Raw genomic sequence first — 17,868 nt, forward strand, 5'->3', positions numbered from 1 at the left:
TATGTCAGGCCAGCCAGCGCTTGCGGCGGCGGTAGAACTTCATGTCACGGAAGCTCTTGCGCCCGGCGCTGGACACGCCCAGATAAAACTCTTTGACGTCTTCGTTGCTGGCCAGTTCCTGGGCTTGTCCTTCCATCACGACCCGTCCGTTTTCCAGGATGTAGCCGAAGTCGGCGTAGCGCAGCGCCACGTTGGTGTTCTGCTCGGCCAGCAGGAAAGACACGTTTTCCTTGTGGTTCAGGTCCTTGACGATGCCGAAGATCTCTTCGACGATCTGCGGCGCGATGCCCATCGACGGCTCATCCAGTAAAATCATCGACGGCTTGGCCATCAGCGCGCGGCCGATGGCGCACATCTGCTGTTCGCCGCCCGAGGTGTAGCCGGCCTGGCTGCTGCGCCGCGTTTTCAGGCGCGGAAAGTAGTGATACACCTTGTCCAGCGCGTCTTTCAGCTCGCCGCGCGACAGGCTGCGCGTGTAGGCGCCCGTCAGCAGGTTTTCTTCGATGGTGAGGTGGCCGAAACAGTGGCGTCCCTCCATCACTTGCGACAGGCCCCGCTTCACCAGTTCATTCGGCGTCAATTGATCCACGCGCTCGCCCTTGAACTGGACTTCGCCCTTGGTGACGTCGCCCCGTTCGCCGCGCAGCAGGGTCGAGATGGTTTTCAGGGTGGTCGACTTGCCGGCGCCGTTGGCGCCCAGCAGCGCCACGATCTTGCCTTGCGGCACTTGCAGCGACACGCCCTTCAGGACCAGGATCACGTGGTCGTAGATGACTTCGATATTGTTCACCGACAGGTAGGGCGGCGGCGTTTCCGCCTGGGTCGGGGCTTGCGTGGCAGTGTGGGTCATGGCTGCTTCTTTAAAATGTTCAACACGGGACCGGCGTTGGCCGGTCCGGTTCCTCTCGCCTACGGCATTACTTCATGCACGCCGGCGTGATCTTTTTCTCTTCCGCGTACTTGTTCGAGGATTCCTCGACCAGCTTGCGCACCAGGGCCTTGTCGCCGACGATCCACTTCGGCGTGATGGCGGTCCACTTCTTGCCATCCCACTGCTGCACCTTCACGGCGCCCGAGCCTTCATGGTCGTCGCAGCTGGTCTTCACGGTGGGGAACATGCCCAGCGCGCCCACTGCTTTTTGGCGCGCATCGTCGACGTTCAGGTTTTCCAGGCCCCAGCGCATCTGTTCGCCCGTGATCGGTTTGCCCTTGCCGAATTTTTCCTGCGCCGTGCGGATCGCTTCCACCCACAGGATGCCGGCCGTCACGCCGCGCATGTGGTAGACGGAGCCGATGCGCGACTGGTCGGACAGGTTGCCCTTGCCGGACGCGTAGAGTTTCTTGCGGATGTCGTCGAGCACGGGGTAGTTACCTGGCGTATTGAAGGTCATCGCCGTGTAGCCCTTGGCTGCGTCGCCCGATGGAATCGTGTCTTCCTCGGAGCCGGCCCACCAGACGCCCAGCATTTTGTCGCGCGGGAAGCCGTTGCGCTGCGCCGTCTTGATGGCCACGGAGTTCATGACGCCCCAGCCCCACAGGATCACGTGGTCCGGCTTGGCCTGGCGGATTTGCAGCCATTGCGATTGCTGTTCGCTGCCAGGCGGCGCGACGGGAATTTTCACCAGTTCGAAGCCGTACTGTTTCGACAGCGCTTCGAGCACGGGCAGCGGCTCCTTGCCGAAGGCCGAATCGTGGTACAGGTGGACGATTTTTTTGCCTTTCAGCTTGTCCATGCCGCCATCCTTGTCACCCAGGTACTTGATCATGGCGGCAGCCTGGCTCCAGTAGCTGGAGATCAGCGGATATACGTAGGGGAAGACCTTGCCGTTGGCGGCGTCCGAGCGGCCGTAGCCGATCATCGTCATGGGGATCTTGTCTTGCGCCACGCGGTCCAGGATGCCGTAGGCGACGCCCGTGGACAGGGTTTCCACCAGGGTGGCGCCGCCCTGCTTGGTTTTCAGGCGTTCATAGCATTCGACGCCGCGCGAGGGGTTGTATTCGGTTTCGCATTCTTCCCAGCTGATCTTCACGCCGTTGACGCCGCCGGCCTGGTTGACCAGGTTGAAGTAGTCGATGATGCCGCCGTAGAAACCGGAGCCGCCGGCCGCGTAGGGACCCACGCGGTAGGATGGCAGGGCGATGTACTGCTCCTTGTCCTGCGCCTGCGCGCTGCCGGCCATGGTGAGTGCGGCACTGGCGATGGCGGCGGCCAGCATGAGCGATTTGATGTGTTTCATTGTGTGTCTCCTCTTGTTTTATTTGGTATTCAAGTGAACCGACATCGACTGCAAAAACTTAATGGGGGAAGGGCCAGAGTCTCAACTTTTCCTTCGCGATCTGCCACAGCCTGGCCAAGCCGTGCGGCTCGACGATCAGGAAGAAGATGATCAGCGCGCCGAACACCATCAGTTCCAGGTTCGAGGCCACGCTGGTCGGCAATGCCAGGCCATGCGCGATGGTGTTCAGGAAGACGGGCAACAGCACGATGAAGGCCGCGCCGAGGAAGGAACCGAGGATCGAACCGACGCCGCCGATGATGATCATGAACAGGATGCGGAAGGACAGGTCCAGGTTGTACGCTTCCGGTTCCACCGTGCCCAGGTAGGCGTATGCATACAGCGCGCCGGCCACGCCGCAGTAGAACGAGCTGACGGCAAACGCCAGCAGCTTGGTGCGCATCAGGCGGAAACCGATCACCTCGGCCGCCATGTCCATGTCGCGCACGGCCATCCAGGAGCGGCCTACGTTCGAGCGGATCATGTTCTTGGCCAGCAGCGCCATGCCGGCCACGATGGCCAGCACCAGCAGGTATTTGCTTTGCGGCGTATCGAACTGGTAGCCGAGGATGGTCATCTTCTGCACCGTGATCACGCCCGAGGAGCTGTAGTTGGTGAGGTACGGGATCTTGGTCAGGCACCAGACGACAAAAAACTGCGTTGCCAGGGTGGAGGCGGCCAGGTAAAAGCCGCGGATGCGCAGGGAGGGCAGGCCGAAGGCGATGCCCACCATGGCAGCGCACAGGCCGCCGAGGATGAACGACACCAGCAGCGGCAAGCCGGGCAGGCGGGCCATGAAGTTATACGAGGCGAACGCGCCCACGGCCATGAAGGCGGCCGTACCCAGCGACAGCTGGCCCGCGTAACCGGTCAGGATGTTCAGGCCCAGTGCCGCCAGGGCGAAGATCAGGAACGGGATCAGGATCGCCGACAGCATGTAGGGCGAGGCGAAATACGGCAGGAGGAAGACGGCGACGAGGAGCGTGGCCGTCAGCGCCAGGCGGTCTTGTCGGATCGGGAAAATCTGGTTGTCAGCTTGGTAGCTGGTCTTGAATTGTCCTGCTTCACGGTAAATCATGGCGTGTCCTTTGTGATGGGTGCGTCGTGTGCATCATGCGGCGGCGGTGCGGCGTCAGATGCGCCGGATGATCTTCTCGCCGAACAGGCCTTCCGGACGCACCAGCAGGAACAGCAGAGCCAGCACATACGGGAACCAGCCTTCGATGCCGCCGCCCACCATGGGGCCCAGATAGACTTCGGCCAGCTTTTCCGACGCGCCGATGATCAGGCCACCGACGATGGCGCCCGGCACCGAGGTAAAGCCGCCGAGGATCAGCACGGGCAGCGCTTTCAGGGCGATGAAGGTGAGGGCGAATTGCACGCCGTTGCGCGCGCCCCACAGCAAGCCGGCCACCATGGCCACCAGGCCCGCCACGCCCCACACCACAGCCCAGATGCGCTGCAGCGGGATGCCGACCGCCAGTGCCGCCTGATGGTCGTCGGCGACGGCGCGCAGGGCGCGGCCCACCTTGGTTTTCGAGAACAGCAAGGCCAGGCAAATCACCAGCAGCGCGCAGATGCCGGCCGCCATCAGGTCGAACTGCGAGATGTTGATGTCGAAGCGGTCCATCAGGAATTGCATCGGCACGTCTTCGATGGGCAGGTCCAGCTTGTGCACTTGCGAGCCCCACATCAGCTGTGCCAGGCCTTCGATGAAAAAGGTCAGGCCGATGGTGGCCATGAACAGCGTGATTTCGGGCTGGTTGACGAGCGGGCGCAACACCACTCTTTCAATCGCCATGCCCAGTACGATCATGGTGAGCATCGTCAGCGGGATCGCCAGCCACAGCGACAGGCCGAACTTGTCCATGATGCCGACGCAGGTGAGGGCGGCGAAAAACACCATCGCTCCCTGCGCAAAATTGAATACGCCCGAAGCCTTGTAGATCAGCACGAAGCCGATCGCCACCAGTGCGTACATGACGCCCGACAGCAGGCCGCCGATCAGCACTTCAAAGAAAAAATTGATATTCATGGCTATTCCTCGTCTAGTGCGCCACGCCGAGATAGGCGTTGATGACATCCTGGTTGCTGCGCACCTCGTCGGGCGTGCCGTCGCCGATCTTCTTGCCGTAATCGAGCACCACCACCCTGTCGGAGATATCCATCACCACGCCCATGTCATGCTCGATCAGCACGATGGTCGTGCCCAGCTGGTCGTTGACGTCGAGGATGAAGCGGCACATGTCCTGTTTTTCTTCCACGTTCATGCCGGCCATCGGTTCATCGAGCAGTAAAATCTCGGGCTCGGCCACCAGTGCGCGGCCCAGCTCCACCCGCTTTTGCAGGCCGTAGGGCAGGCGTCCCACGGGAGTCTTGCGGATGGCCTGGATTTCCAGGAAGTCGATGATTTCCTCGGCCTTCTTGCGGTGCTCGATTTCCTCGCGCCGCGCCGGGCCCCAGTACAGGGCTTGCAAGAGAAAATTCGACTTCATCTTCAGGTTGCGCCCCGTCATGATGTTGTCGAGCACCGTCATGCCCTTGAACAGGGCGATGTTCTGGAAGGTGCGCGCGATGCCGGACTTGGCAGCCTGGTAGCAGTCCATGCCGCGCCGGTGTTCGCCCCGGTAGATGATTTCTCCCTGCTGCGGACGGTACACGCCATTGATCACGTTGAGCATCGAGCTTTTGCCCGCGCCGTTCGGGCCGATGATGGCGCGGATTTCATGCTGTTTGACGTCAAACGAGATGTCGGTCAGGGCTTTCACGCCGCCGAACGACAGCGAGATGTTCTTCAGGTCGAGGATCACGGGGCCCGTCTTGCGGGCCGTGCCGAAATGGGCGTCGGGTTCATTCATTTGCATCGTGCTGTGCTCCATCATGCGGCCAGACCCTGGGGCCGGTACGTTTTGCTGTCCCAGATCTGCAGGTTGGCGCTGGTCGAGCCAAGGCGGCCATCCTCGAATTTCACCTGGGTCTCGATGTATTGCGTTGCCTTGCCTTCATACAGGGCGGAAATGAGCACCGCGTACTTTTCGGCGATGAATTTGCGGCGTACCTTGCGCGTGCGCGTCAGCTCGTCGTCGTCCGGGTCGAGTTCCTTGTGCAGTACGAGGAAGCGGTGCACCTGCGTGCGGTCCATCAAGGGGTCGGCTGCCAGTTCCGCGTTGACTTGCTCGATGCAGTCGCGGATCAGGCCATAGGTCTCGGCGCGCGCCGCCAGGTCGGTGTAGCCGGAGTAGGCGATGCCGCGCCGTTCGGACCAGTTGCCCACCGCTTCGATGTCGATGTTGATGAAGGCGCACACCTGGTCGCGCGCATGGCCGAAGGCCACCACTTCCTTGATGAAGGGGAAGAACTTGAGCTTGTTTTCGATGTAGTTGGGCGCGAATATGGCACCGCAATTCATCTTGCCGACGTCGGCCGCGCGGTCGATGATTTTCAGGTGGCCTTCGCCGTCGAACACGCCCGCATCGCCCGTATGGAAATAGCCGTCGTCGTCGATCACTTCGGCGGTGGCGTCGGGCCGCTTGAAGTAGCCGCTCATGGTGGCGGGCGACTTCACCAGCACTTCGCCATTGGCCGCCAGCTTGACTTTCACGCCCGGCGCCGGCAAGCCGACGCTGTCGAACTTGATATTGCCGTCCGGTTGCAGGCATACATAGGCGCAGGTTTCGGTGGAACCGTACAATTGCTTGAGGTTGACGCCGATGGAGCGGTAGAAGCGGAACAGGTCGGGGCCGATGGCGGCGCCGGCTGTGTAGGCGACGCGCACGCGCGACAGTCCCAGCACGTTTTTCAGGGGGCCGTAGACGAGCAGCTCGCCCAGCTTGTAGCTGAGGCGGTCCGCCAGCGAGACTGGCTTGCCATCCAAGATCAGCGCGCCGCAGCGCTTGGCCACGTCCATGAAATGGCTGAACAGGTGGCGCTTGATGCTGCTGGCGTCTTCCATGCGTATCATCACGCTGGTGAGCATGTTCTCGAACACGCGCGGCGGCGCAAAGTAGCAGGTGGGGCCGATTTCGCGCATGTCGATCATCACCGTGTCGCCCGATTCGGGGCAGTTGACGGTGAAGCCGGCCACCATGGCTTGCGCCAGCGAGAACAGGCAGTCGCCGACCCACGCCATGGGCAGGTAGGACAGGATGTCTTCCTCGTCGGTGAGCTGGTCGAAGGCGACGCCGCCAACGCCTGCGGCCAGCAGCGCCGTGTGGCTCTGGCACACGCCCTTCGGCTTGCCCGTGGTGCCCGAGGTGTACAGGATCACGGCGGAGTCGCTACCCTGGCCCGCTGCCACGGCGGCGTCGAAAAAGCCCGGATGTTCGCGGTCGTACGCGCGGCCCAGCGTCTGCAGTGCGGCAAACGACATCAGTTCCGGCTGGCGGTAATGGCGCATGCCCCGTTCATCGTCATAGGCGATGTGGGCGACGTGCGGATACAGGGCCTTAAGTTCGAGCAGCTTGTCGACCTGCTCCTGGTCTTCGACGATGGCGTAGCGGATTTCCGCATCCTGCAGCACATAGGCCATGTCGGCGGCCGGCGCGTCCTGGTACAGTGGCACGGGCACGCCGCCGAGGCTTTGCGCAGCCAGCATGGCCCAGTACAGGCGGGGACGGTTGTCGCCGATGATGGCCAGGTTCATGCCGCGCTGGAAGCCGATGGCGGCCAGGCCGCAGGCCAGCGCGCGCACCTCGTCGTTGACCTCGCGCCAGGTCCAGGTTTGCCAGATGCCCAGGTGTTTTTCGCGAAAGGCGGGCTTGTCGGATCGTACTGTCCCGTGTTGCAATAAGCGCCGCGGAAAAGTCGGCATTGTTGCTGTGGTATTCGTTTGCACCAGTGTCTCCCTGTTGCTTGTCTCAGGCCCCACCTCGTTGGATGGCGCTCTGTGTTTTTTATGTGTAAGGCGTTTGTGCAATGATAGTAGCTTGCGTTAGTTTGCCAAGTTGTCTTTTCGGGGACATTTACCCACTTTTCGATGGTGCATCGCACAATGACCTACCCTGATATCAGTCTCAAGGATGCCGTGCGCGCGGCCAACTGGGCGCAGCTGCTCGATCCCGTGCAAATGGCCCGGGTCGAGGCGGATGTGTTCGAGACTTTCGTGCCGAAAGGCGGCTTTGTGTGCCGCAAGGGCGAGCCGGTGGACAACTGGATCGGCGTCATCAGCGGCATGGTCAAGATGAATAACTTTTCCGCCTCCGGCAAGGCCATGACCTTCATCGGCGTGCCGCCCGGCAGCTGGTTCGGCGAAGGTTCATTGCTGAAGAATGAAATCCGCAAATACGACACCATGGCCTTGCGCGACACGCGCGTGGCGCGCCTGCCCGGCGCCACCTTCCACTGGCTGCTGGAAACGAGTCTACCGTTTACGCGCTTCCTGTTGATGCAGCTCAACGAGCGCCTGGGCCAGTTCATCGGCATGGTGGAAAACGAACGCTTGCTGGATCTGAACACGCGCGTGGCGCGCTGCCTGGCGTCGATGTTCAACTCGCATTTGTACCCCGGCGTGGAGACGCTGGTGCAGCTCTCGCAGGAGGAAATCGGCCTGCTGTCGGGCTCTTCGCGCCAGCGCGCCAACCAGGCCTTGCAGGTGCTGGAAAAGAAAGGCTTGCTGCGCCTCGATTACGGCGGCATCCGCGTGCTGGACCTGGAAGGCTTGCGCCGCTACGAGGCCGATGATGCCATCTGAGACCACGCGTGCCGCAGCCCTGCGCGTACGCCTCGAAGGCGGCTTTGTCGAGCATGCGCGATTCGCGGGGCCGCCCGTCGATTTCAACGACTGGACACCGGAAGAACTGGGCGCCATCTGGGGGGCGTTGCATCGCGCGGCGCGCTTCGGCCATGACGACGCTGCGCGGCGCGAGCTGGCGACGGCGCTATTGGCGCAAGCGACCAGCATGAACCTGGCGCCGGCGCTGGCAGGCGACATGTTCCTCGATGCGCTGGACGCGGCCGGCGATTACAACCGGGAATGGGAGTATGTCATCGGCTGCCTGGCTTGCCTGCAGGGCGAGGCACCGGCAGGCACGGCGGGGCAGGCGCGGCGCATTCTCGGCAAAACCTCGGGCTGGGCCGAGTGCCCCTACCAGGCCTACCTGCTGGCGCGCCTTGCTGGCGGCGACGCCCCTGCGCAATTTGCGCAGGCAATGGAGGAGCGTCACACCCATTATCCGATGCCATTGACCTTGCATGAATTGGAATTGCTGCCGCAGCTGGCGCAAGCGTCCCTGCTGGCGCTGGCCGGCTCGCGCTACAGCGGCCACTGGAACCGCGACAGTATCGGCGAGGCCGATCCCGCCGTCGTGCTGGCCGACGATGCGGCGTATGTCGATTTTGCGCGCACGATACTGGAACAGGCGGCACGCCATATCGCCGCCATTCATGACGGCGGCGTGCCGTATGCTGCCGATGCCGCCTTTGCCACGGCAGACTCTCAGGTGCTGGCGCGCGCCGCGCGGGTCGCCGCCTATCGCGATGATGCATGGTTCAGGCCCGTGATCACCGTCTTGCTGCCCTTGGTATGCGTCGCGCCCGGCACGGCCAAGAGCGCGCCGTCGCAGTCGTTGGCGATGGCGCTGGGCCATGCGGTGGAAACCATTCCCACGCCGGAAAGCTTGCTGGCCCTGCGCACGGCGCTGGCGCAGGTGCGCCATGCGGGCATCCGCAAGAAGCTGGACCGCAATCTGAAACCGGCCGAACGGGCGCTGGCCGAACGGCCCGATATCGCCTGGAGGATCGGCATGCCCGGTCCCATGGGCAAGCGGCGCCAGGCCATGCTGGCGCGCCGCCTGGAAGCGGGTTATGCCAGCGACGTGCGTCTGGGGCTGGATCAATGGCGCGCCTTGCGCGACGATGCCGATATCGATACGGTGGCGCGCGCGCTGGTCTGGCGCACGGGCGACGGCCAGGCTTTCATGCTTGATGGCGAGGGTGCCATCGATGCATGGGGGCAGCCGGCGGATGTGCCGCTGCAGGGCGAAGGCGAGATCGGCCTGTGGCATCCCCTGCACGGCAGCGGAGAGCAGCGCGCCGCCTGGCAGGCGCTGGTCGCACAGCGGCGCGTGCGCCAGCCGCTGCGCCAGGTGTACCGTGAAATATATGCACCGCCCGGCGACGGCAGCGCCCCATTTTCCGGTTACCAGCTGTCGCTGCCTACCTTGCTGGGACTGGCCCGCCGCGAAGGCTGGCGGCTGGACGACGATGAAGGCTTGTCGCGCGGGTTCGGCGCCTGGCGCGTATTGCTGCGCCTCGAGGGACGCGTCTATCCAGGCGCGGGCGGCGCCTGCACGTCCAACGGGCTGGCGCCCGCGCAGATGCTGCCGCTGGTGCCTGTGGCCTATTCGGAAGCGTGCCGCGCGGTGGATCTGCTGGTCAGTGCCAGCGCGTTGGCGCTGGTGGAAGAAGAGCAAAGCATGCAGCGCGAAGAGCGCTTGTCCTACCTGGCCAACTTGCCCCCGGGGCCGATGGCGGGCATGCGGCGCACCGTGCTGCGTCAGGTGTTTGCGCAGCAGATCGAAGCAGGGCGCATGGCGCTCGAGCCCCGTCACCTGATGGTGGGCAGGCACGCGATCCACCTGACCACCGGCAGGGTCACGCTGGACGGCGCCGAGGTGGCGACCGAGGTGCTCGCGAAGGGGAACAAGCTGGCCGCCGTGCCGTGGCTGCCTTACGACGAGGCGCTGCTGGAAAAAATCGCCGCTACCGTCGGGGTGTTGCTGGCGCTGCACCGAGTGCAGCCCGGCTGCTAATCGCGGTATCATAGGCACTTCCCAGCACCGCTCCATTTTCGCACCCATGCAGACACCTGACCAAGCCACTCCCGCCTCCCGTTTGTCGCAACTGCGCAGCGCCATGCGCGCGCAGCACATCGACGCCTGCATCGTGCCCTCGGCCGACCCGCATTTGTCCGAGTACCTGCCGGCCCGCTGGCAGGGCCGCGAGTGGCTGTCGGGCTTTACGGGATCGGTCGGCACCCTGGTCGTGACGCAGGAGTTTGCCGGCGTATGGACCGATGGCCGCTACTGGGAACAGGCGGAAGACGAACTGGCCGGCAGCGGCATCGTCCTGAAGAAAATCCCGTCCGGCGCCAGCGTGCTGTATATCGACTGGCTGGGCGAAACCATGCGGCCGGGACAGACGGTAGCCGTCGACGGCGCCGTGCTGGGCCTAGCCAATGCGCGCCTGCTGCAGCAGGCGCTGGGGGAGCAGGTTACCTTGCGCACGGACACCGATGTGCTGCAAGCCGTGTGGCCGGATCGCCCGGCCATGCCCGCCGCCCCCGTGGTTGAACATGCGGCCGCGTATCCCTCGCTGTCGCGCACGCAAAAACTGGCGGCCCTGCGCGCCAGCATGGCGGCCCAGGGCGCCAGCCACCATGTGATTTCCACCCTCGACGATATCGCTTACCTGTTCAACCTGCGCGGCGCGGACGTCAACTACAACCCCGTCTTCCTCGCGCATGCGCTGGTGGGACCCGAGCGCGCCACCCTGTTCGTCGCCGACGGCAAGGTGCCGGCGGCCCTGCGCGCCATTCTGGAAGAGCAGGGCGTGGACGTGGCCGCCTATGACCGCACGGCTGCCGCGCTGGCCGCCTTGCCGGCCGGCGCCACCTTGCTGCTCGACCCGCGCCGCATCACGTTCGGCACGCGCCAGGCCGTGGCCGATGGCGTGCAGGTGGTCGAATCCATCAACCCGACCACCCTGGCCAAGTCGCGCAAGACGGATGCCGAAGCGGCGCACGTGCGCGCCGCCATGGAGCAGGATGGCGCCGCCCTGTGCGAGTTTTTCAGCTGGTTAGATCGCACCCTGGCCGACCCGCAACGTGCGCCGTTGACGGAAATCGGCGTCGACGAGCACCTGACGGCTGCCCGCGCCCGCCGCGCCGGGTTTGTCAGCCCCAGTTTCGGCACCATCGCCGGCTTCAATGCGCATGGCGCCATCATGCATTACCACGCCCATGCGGATTCGGCCGCCACTATCGAAGGCGACGGCTTGCTGTTGATCGACTCGGGTGGCCAGTATTGGGGCGGCACCACGGATATCACCCGCGTGGTCCCCGTCGGCGCGATCACGGTCGAGCACAGGCGCGATTTCACCCTGGTCTTGCGCAGCATGATCGCGCTGTCGCGCGCGCAATTCCCGCGCGGCGTGAAGTCGCCCATGCTCGATTCCATCGCCCGCGCGCCCCTGTGGGCCGAAGGCATCGACTTCGGCCACGGCACGGGCCACGGCGTGGGCTTCTTCCTCAACGTGCATGAAGGGCCGCAATCGATTTCGCAGTCCGCCATGCCGGAGCCGCAGACGGCCATGGAACCGGGCATGATCACTTCCGTCGAGCCGGGCGTCTACCGTCCCGGCCAGTGGGGCATCCGCATCGAGAACCTGGTGCTGAACGTTCCCGCGGGGACGACGCCCTTCGGCGAATTCCTGCGCTTCGAAACCTTGACCCTGTGCCCGATCGACACGCGCTGCGTGGAACGTTCGCTGCTGCGCGATGACGAAGCGGCCTGGCTGAACGACTATCACGCCACCGTGCGCGCGCGCCTGGCGCCGCACCTGGCCGCGCCGGCCGATGCGCCTGCGCTGGCGTGGCTGGAACAGCGCACGGGAGCCATCTGATGCGCTCGACCCGCGCCACGTCCGCCATCGAGCGGCTCAAGGAACGCACCGGCCACCGCCTCTACACGATGGCGCGCACGGGCGATGAACTGTTCTTCCTCACGGAAGGCCCGGGCTTGCCGCCCCTGTGCCCGCCGCTGGAACTGGACGCCTTTGTCGCCTTCGTGAATGGCCTGGGACCGCAAAAGGCGCGCCGCGTCAGCAAGCTCGACGTGGCGTTTGAAAAGCAGCTGACGAAAAAGCCCCAGGACTAAATGCCGACCATCGACTTCCTGCGCGCCTACTGGTCGCCGGCCGAGCTGGCGACGAATGGCGTGATCCTGCTGAACCTGCTTGGCGCACTGCTGCTGGGCTTGCTGGTGGGTTACGAGCGCTCGTATCACGGGCGCGCGGCCGGCATGCGCACCTACAGCCTCGTGTGCATGGCGTCGGCCGCGCTGACGGTGCTGGGCGGCTATCCGGAGTTCTGGTACGGCGGCCATGGCGCCATCGTCGGCAGCGACCCCACGCGGGTCATCCAGGGCATCGTAACGGGCGTGGGTTTCCTCGGCGCAGGCGTGATCATGCGCGAGGGCTTCAATATCAGCGGCCTGACGACGGCTGCCTCGATCTGGGCTTCGTCCGTGATCGGCATCATGGTCGGCATCGGTTTTTACCTGTCGGCCATGGGTCTGGCCTTCCTGTGTGCGATGGCGATGATTTTCCTGTCAAAACTGGAGAACTGGCTGCCATCGCGCCACGCGGTGGCCATCACCATGCGCTTCAAGCGCGATTTCATTCCGCGCGAAGATGCGCTGCGGCGCATGGCGGCCAAGCGCGGCTACGACATTGCCGGCGGCTCGCTGACCATCGGCAGCACGGACGGCATGCAGGAATGGCGTTTTGTCGCCATCGCGCATGGCAAGAACACGGGCGCCAGCCTGTCGGCCATGTCGGCCGAACTGGCCGCCTTCGAAGGCATCGCCGGCTTCCAGCTGTCGCATGCCCGCAACTGATACGGATGCCGAGAGGATGGACATGGATGCACAGGCTCAAGAGGTACTCGATTTCTGGTTCCTGCCGCCGGATAACCCCGACTACGGCCAGTCGCGCGTGGAATGGTTCCGCAAGGATGACGGCTTCGATGCGCAGATACGCGCGCGTTTCGGCGCGCTGATCGATGCCGCCATCGAGGGCGGCTTGCGCGCGTGGGATGCGACGCCGCACGGTGCGCTGGCGCGCCTGATCGTGCTCGATCAATTCACGCGCAACGTCTATCGGGGTACGCCGCGCGCCTTTGCCGGCGACGCCCGGGCGCTGGCCCTGGCCGTCGCCTTGACGGACGCGGGGCAGGACCGCCAGCTGCCGCCCATGCTGCGCGCTTTTGTCTACCTGCCGTTCGAGCACGCGGAAGACCTGGCCATGCAGGCGCGCGCCGTCGAGCTGTTCCAGCTGCTGTCGCAGGCGCAGCCCGGCTTTGACGGCATGCTCGATTACGCCGAGCGCCACCAGGAAGTGATCGCCCGCTTTGGCCGCTTCCCGCACCGCAACGCCATCCTCGGCCGCGCCTCCACGCCGCAAGAGCTGGAATTTTTGCGCCAGCCGGGATCGAGCTTCTAGAAAATCGCCATGAACGTTACCCTCAATATCATCGGCGCCGGCCATGTGGGCCGTGTGCTGGGCCGTTTGTTCGCCCGCGTGGATGGCACGCAGGGCGGAGCAATCCTGGTGCAGGACGTGCTGACGCGCTCGATGGCGTCGGCGCAGGCGGCTGTCGATTTCATCGGTGCCGGCACTCCCGTCGCCAGCTATGCGGCCTTGCGGCGCGCCGACGTCACCATGCTGGCCGTCTCCGACGACCAGATCGACCCGGCCTGCGCGGCGCTGGTGGCCGAGGGACGCCAGGCGGGCGCCATCGTGTTCCACTGCAGCGGCGCGCTGGCCTCGAACGTGCTGCTGGCCGCCACGCAGGCCGGCGCGTTTGTCGCCAGCGCGCACCCGATCCGCAGCTTTGCCGACCCGCAGCAGGTGGCCGCCACCTTTGACGGCACGTTTTGCGGCGTCGAAGGCGATCCGCTGGCGCTGGCCTTCCTCACGCCAGCCTTGAACGCCATCGGCGCGCGTCCCGTGCCCATCGACCCGGCCGCCAAGACCCTGTATCACGCCGCCGCCGTCTTCGCCAGCAATTACCTGGTGACGGTGCTCGACGCCGCCTTGCGCGCCTACCAGGCGGCCGGCATTCCCGAGCCCGTGGCGCGCGAACTGGCCCAGCCCCTGGTGACGGAAGCGGTGGCGAACGTGTTCCGCCTGGGCGCCGCGCCCGCGCTGTCCGGCCCCATCGCGCGCGGCGACTTTGCCACCGTGCAACGCCAGCAGCTGGCCGTGCAAAGCTGGGATGCCGCCACGGGCGAGTTGTACCGGGCGCTGGTGGCGCCCACGCAGGATCTGGCCAGGCGCAAGCGCGGGGGATGACTCAGGCGGCGTGCACGCCGTTGCGGCCGTGATGCTTGGCCTGATACAAGGCGCTGTCGGCGCGCGAGAAGAAGGCCGACTCGCTTTCCTCTGGCCGGTACTCGGCCACGCCCAGGCTGATCGTCACGGGCAGTTGCGGCGCGGGCAGGCCGAAATCGTGGCGTTCAACGGCGGCGCGCAGGTTTTCCGCCACTTCCGCCGCTTGCGCCAGGCTGCAATTGTTCAGCAGTACCAGGTATTCCTCGCCGCCCCAGCGCGTGATGACGTCGCTTTCGCGCACGGTGGCGCGCGCCAAGTCGGCCACGCCACGGATCACCTTGTCGCCCCACAGGTGGCCGTGGGTATCGTTGACGCGCTTGAAGAAGTCGATGTCGAAGAGGATGGCGGACATCGGTTGTTCGTTGCGTTTGGACAAGAGCATGGCGCGCTGGAACAGCAATTCCAGCGATTGGCGGTTCAATAGCCCCGTCAGCGCATCCGTCGAGGCGATGCGTTCGATGCGGCGCTGGTAGCGGTTCACCGTCAGCAGGGTCAAAACCAGCACCAGCAGGGTGACGCCAAAGCTGATGGCCAGGTTGAAGATGAAGACGCGCTGCAGCGACTGGACTTCGTCGCTGACATTCTGCTCGACCACCAAATACCAGCCCAGTTCGGGAATGAAGCGCGAGTTGACGAGGATTTGCGCGCGCCCCAGCTGGTACGACAGGTGCGTCGGTTCGCTCTGGCGGTTGATGATTTGCTCGGCAATGGCGTTCACGCCGGGCAGGCTGCGGATATTGCCATGCCCGTTGCGCATGGTCTTGCCCGCCAGCACCAGGGCGCCGGCGCCGTCGACAAAATAGATGTTGCGGTGGAAGCGCGCCTGGTAGCGGTCGATGATGTGGCTCATGGTGGCCAGGGTCAGGCCGATGCCGGTGGCGCCGATGAACTGGCCGTCGTAGTCGTAGACGCGGTGATTGATGAAGATGGTCATGCTGTCGCGGTTGGCCATGTCCACGTCGACATTCGTTTCATAGTCGGTGGTGTCCATGGCGCGCACGCGGTAGTACCAGATGTCGCGCGTGGCTTGCGGGCTGACGGATTTCAGAGTGCCTTCCGCATAGTAATAATTGCTGCTCTTGTCCGAGACGAGAAAGCTGGTGATGGCGCCGTACTTCTTCTTGACCTCGGCCAGGTAGCGCACGATCTGTTCCGGCTTGTTTTCGCCGGCGAGTATCCAGTCGCGCACGAAGGTGTCGTGCGCCATCAGCGAGGAAATGAAGACGGGGCGCAGCATGTCCTTCTGGATTTCGGAATAGATATTGTCGCCCGTCAATGGCAAGGTCTGGTCGGCGATGCCGTGCTCGATGGCTTGGCGCGAAGCCAGGTAGCTGGCCAGGCTGGTGGCCATGAAGCCCGCCCCCAGGATCAGGGTCAGGAGTATGAGCAGGCGGTACTTGATCGACAGAAGACGCATGGAGACGAGGGGTGGCCGGCGGGAAGGCAATCTTGACGCAAGCCAAAAGTATGCAGCAGGCCGGGTATTGGCGCAATGATAACTGGCTTTATTGACAATTTACATTGGCGAACGCAACAAGATAACCACGACTTACCAAATAAAAGTGCCGATTTGTCGACAAAGATGCAAATTAGCAATAAGATTTGACGAGGGGAATCATTGCGCACCGCCCCTGTCTTGCCGCCCGTTTCAGGCGCGGGACATTACGCGCAGGGAGTGTTGTATGTTATTTTTAAAGAGTACGTCCGTCAGCAAGGCCCCCGGCATCTACGAGGTCGACATCGCCGCGAAACCACCGGGCAAGACCTTCGGCATTTTTCTCGCCACCGATCCCGACCATCCACCGCATGCCTTGCTGGGACAATTGAAGGCGCTCGGCTTCGAGAACACCTATAGTTCGCCCTACCTGCACAAGGATGCGGGCAAGGTGCTGGATCTGCATTTCCAGAAGGATGGCACGGACATCTTCAAGGGCTGGAAAACCGAGGAATGCACGCACAACCTGGCGGCCATCACGGCGCTGTTCGAGGAACACGGCATCACTATCGCCCCACGGGTGATGTCGATGGCGGAAGCCTACGCGTAATCTGTCTCAACCGCTGTCTCAACCGCTTCAGCCAGCCTCCACGCCAATGTGATACAGCGCCCACGGGCAGCTGGCGAACCGTTCGGCCAGGGGCAGGGCCGCCACGGCGGCGATGCGGTCCGCATCGTGGATCGCCCATAGCGGCCCCAGGCCGCCCAGCGCCATCGCCTGGCCGTCCAGGTGGGTGGCGACGATAAAACGCTGCGCGCGCGCCTGCGCCACGGTCAGCGCCGCCGCATAGCCATCCACGGCCCGCAGCAGCAGCCGCACGGCATCGTCCTCGGGCGCGCCGGCCGCCTTCAACACCTCGACCAGCAGCGGCCCGCGCAGGGCATGCGCCTTGCCATCGTATTCCAGGGTGGGGTGGATGGTGCGTGCCGGCAAGTTCGCCAGCGCCGCAAAGTCGAAGGCCCGCGCCCGCTCAAAACTGATCTTTTGCTTGTGCATCATCTGGTCGCGCACGGCGTCGAACGGACCCCGGTTCGGCTTGTCGATGCTGCCCGTGATGGTCAGCAGGGCAGGACCACGCAGGCCGGCGGGCGTCGCCCGGGCGATGGCGGGCAAGGCCGCGGCGGCCATGCCGGCGGCGAGAAACTGGCGTTTGTGCATGCACTTCTCCTCTGGACTGAAAATCGCTAATGTTCTTAAGTCTATCTTAAGTTCGCTCAACAGTGCGCATTTTACGGTTATTGTCAGTTTGCAATGTCAGCTTACATCTTGTCACAGTTCTTACGGAATGGAGAAAGACGTAGCTTTTTTCGGCTGTTATTGTGTAGTCATCGCACTTCGCTGAACTGCGAATCCAGGCACCATTCACTAATTGAGAGAGAGAACATGATGAAGAAGAAAATCCTGTTTGCAATGATCGCATCCGTTACCGCACTGACCGGCATGAGCGCCGCCCACGCCGAAGGCGCGTATGTGGGTGCTGGCGTCACGGGCAACCGTTATAACTTCGATATTCCTGGCGCCACCAGCGCCGATAATCACAGCGGCTACAAGGCTGGCGCCAAGATCTTCGCCGGTTACGATTTCGATAAAACCTGGGCAATCGAAGGCGGCTATGCCGATTTCGGCAGCAAGGATTACAGCTATGTCACCGGCGCCGGCAACGGTTCCGTGAAAAGCGATTCGCACGGCTACTACCTGGCCGGCAAGGCCACCATGCCCGTGACCGACAAAGTCGGCGTGTTCGGCAAGCTGGGCGTAGCCAAGGTCAAGAACAGCTTGAGCGGCACGGGCTTGTCGACCGGCATCAGCGGCAACGACAAGACGGGCGTGTACGCCTCCGTCGGCGCCCAATACGCAATCAACGAGAAAGTCTCGCTGACGGCGGAAGTGGAACACTTCGGCAAGAGCGCCGACCAGGGCCGCAAGGCTACCGGCCTGGCACTGGGCGCACGCTACAACTTCTAAAAACCTACTGCGCGGTACGCTTT

Annotated in this window: 17 protein-coding genes; 9 read left to right on the forward strand and 8 right to left on the reverse strand. The window is 63.9% G+C overall.

Annotation, left to right across the window (positions count from 1 at the left end; translation table 11 throughout):
- Positions 1–4: 4 nt before the first annotated feature.
- The 6 genes from O3301_RS12195 to O3301_RS12220 form a co-directional block, all read right to left on the reverse strand.
- Positions 5–850, reverse strand: coding sequence for an ABC transporter ATP-binding protein (locus tag O3301_RS12195; RefSeq protein WP_289918659.1), 846 nt, complete (start codon positions 848–850; stop codon positions 5–7).
- Positions 851–917: 67 nt separating this feature from the next.
- On the reverse strand, positions 918–2,237 hold the full coding sequence (locus O3301_RS12200) for an ABC transporter substrate-binding protein (protein WP_099665905.1): 1,320 nt from the start codon (positions 2,235–2,237) through the stop codon (positions 918–920).
- A gap of 58 nt (positions 2,238–2,295) precedes the next feature.
- Positions 2,296–3,354 carry a branched-chain amino acid ABC transporter permease gene (locus O3301_RS12205; protein ID WP_034752817.1) on the reverse strand — a complete coding sequence of 353 codons (1,059 nt, stop codon included), beginning with the start codon at positions 3,352–3,354 and terminating at the stop codon, positions 2,296–2,298.
- Between the two features lie 54 nt (positions 3,355–3,408).
- A complete protein-coding gene (locus O3301_RS12210) occupies positions 3,409–4,305 on the reverse strand; it encodes a branched-chain amino acid ABC transporter permease (RefSeq protein ID WP_198521486.1) in 897 nt (298 codons plus the stop codon).
- 19 nt (positions 4,306–4,324) lie between these two features.
- Complete coding sequence (locus O3301_RS12215) at positions 4,325–5,140, reverse strand: ABC transporter ATP-binding protein (RefSeq protein ID WP_251349535.1); 816 nt, start codon at positions 5,138–5,140, stop codon at positions 4,325–4,327.
- Between the two features lie 14 nt (positions 5,141–5,154).
- A complete protein-coding gene (locus O3301_RS12220; RefSeq protein WP_305056493.1) occupies positions 5,155–7,086 on the reverse strand; it encodes an AMP-binding protein in 1,932 nt (643 codons plus the stop codon).
- A gap of 180 nt (positions 7,087–7,266) precedes the next feature.
- Between O3301_RS12220 and O3301_RS12225 the strand changes: the two genes are divergently transcribed.
- The 7 genes from O3301_RS12225 to O3301_RS12255 are packed head-to-tail and all read left to right on the forward strand — an operon-like array spanning position 7,267 to position 14,345.
- Positions 7,267–7,965 carry a Crp/Fnr family transcriptional regulator gene (locus O3301_RS12225; protein WP_099665901.1) on the forward strand — a complete coding sequence of 233 codons (699 nt, stop codon included), beginning with the start codon at positions 7,267–7,269 and terminating at the stop codon, positions 7,963–7,965.
- A complete protein-coding gene (locus O3301_RS12230) occupies positions 7,952–10,024 on the forward strand; it encodes a DUF4132 domain-containing protein (RefSeq protein WP_305056494.1) in 2,073 nt (690 codons plus the stop codon). The genes O3301_RS12225 and O3301_RS12230 overlap by 14 nt, the downstream gene beginning before the upstream one ends.
- Positions 10,025–10,070: 46 nt before the next feature.
- Positions 10,071–11,894 (forward strand): aminopeptidase P family protein, encoded by a 1,824-nt coding sequence (locus O3301_RS12235; RefSeq protein ID WP_305056495.1) that lies wholly within the window; start codon positions 10,071–10,073, stop codon positions 11,892–11,894.
- Complete coding sequence (locus O3301_RS12240) at positions 11,894–12,148, forward strand: hypothetical protein (RefSeq protein ID WP_077398459.1); 255 nt, start codon at positions 11,894–11,896, stop codon at positions 12,146–12,148. The genes O3301_RS12235 and O3301_RS12240 overlap by 1 nt, the downstream gene beginning before the upstream one ends.
- Positions 12,149–12,889, forward strand: coding sequence for an MgtC/SapB family protein (locus O3301_RS12245; RefSeq protein ID WP_099665898.1), 741 nt, complete (start codon positions 12,149–12,151; stop codon positions 12,887–12,889).
- A 16-nt stretch (positions 12,890–12,905) separates the two neighbouring features.
- Positions 12,906–13,493 carry a DUF924 family protein gene (locus O3301_RS12250; protein WP_305056735.1) on the forward strand — a complete coding sequence of 196 codons (588 nt, stop codon included), beginning with the start codon at positions 12,906–12,908 and terminating at the stop codon, positions 13,491–13,493.
- A gap of 9 nt (positions 13,494–13,502) precedes the next feature.
- Entirely contained in the window at positions 13,503–14,345 is an 843-nt protein-coding gene (locus O3301_RS12255) for a Rossmann-like and DUF2520 domain-containing protein (protein ID WP_305056496.1), read from the forward strand.
- 1 nt (position 14,346) lies between these two features.
- Here O3301_RS12255 and O3301_RS12260 read toward each other — a convergent pair whose 3' ends face one another.
- On the reverse strand, positions 14,347–15,801 hold the full coding sequence (locus O3301_RS12260; protein ID WP_305056497.1) for a sensor domain-containing diguanylate cyclase: 1,455 nt from the start codon (positions 15,799–15,801) through the stop codon (positions 14,347–14,349).
- 265 nt (positions 15,802–16,066) lie between these two features.
- Here O3301_RS12260 and O3301_RS12265 point away from each other — a divergent pair, with 265 nt between their 5' ends.
- Positions 16,067–16,429: a hypothetical protein gene (locus O3301_RS12265; protein WP_077398469.1), complete on the forward strand. Its 363-nt coding sequence runs from the start codon at positions 16,067–16,069 to the stop codon at positions 16,427–16,429.
- Between the two features lie 27 nt (positions 16,430–16,456).
- Here O3301_RS12265 and O3301_RS12270 read toward each other — a convergent pair whose 3' ends face one another.
- The gene (locus tag O3301_RS12270) at positions 16,457–17,038 is read right to left on the reverse strand and encodes a molybdopterin-dependent oxidoreductase (RefSeq protein WP_305056498.1); all 582 of its coding nucleotides are present in this window, start codon (positions 17,036–17,038) and stop codon (positions 16,457–16,459) included.
- 225 nt (positions 17,039–17,263) lie between these two features.
- Between O3301_RS12270 and O3301_RS12275 the strand changes: the two genes are divergently transcribed.
- On the forward strand, positions 17,264–17,845 hold the full coding sequence (locus O3301_RS12275; RefSeq protein WP_099665893.1) for a porin family protein: 582 nt from the start codon (positions 17,264–17,266) through the stop codon (positions 17,843–17,845).
- Positions 17,846–17,868 lie beyond the last annotated feature (23 nt).

Origin of the sequence: Janthinobacterium sp. SUN211 (assembly GCF_030587315.1) — a bacterium.
GTDB lineage: Bacteria > Pseudomonadota > Gammaproteobacteria > Burkholderiales > Burkholderiaceae_D > Janthinobacterium > Janthinobacterium kumbetense.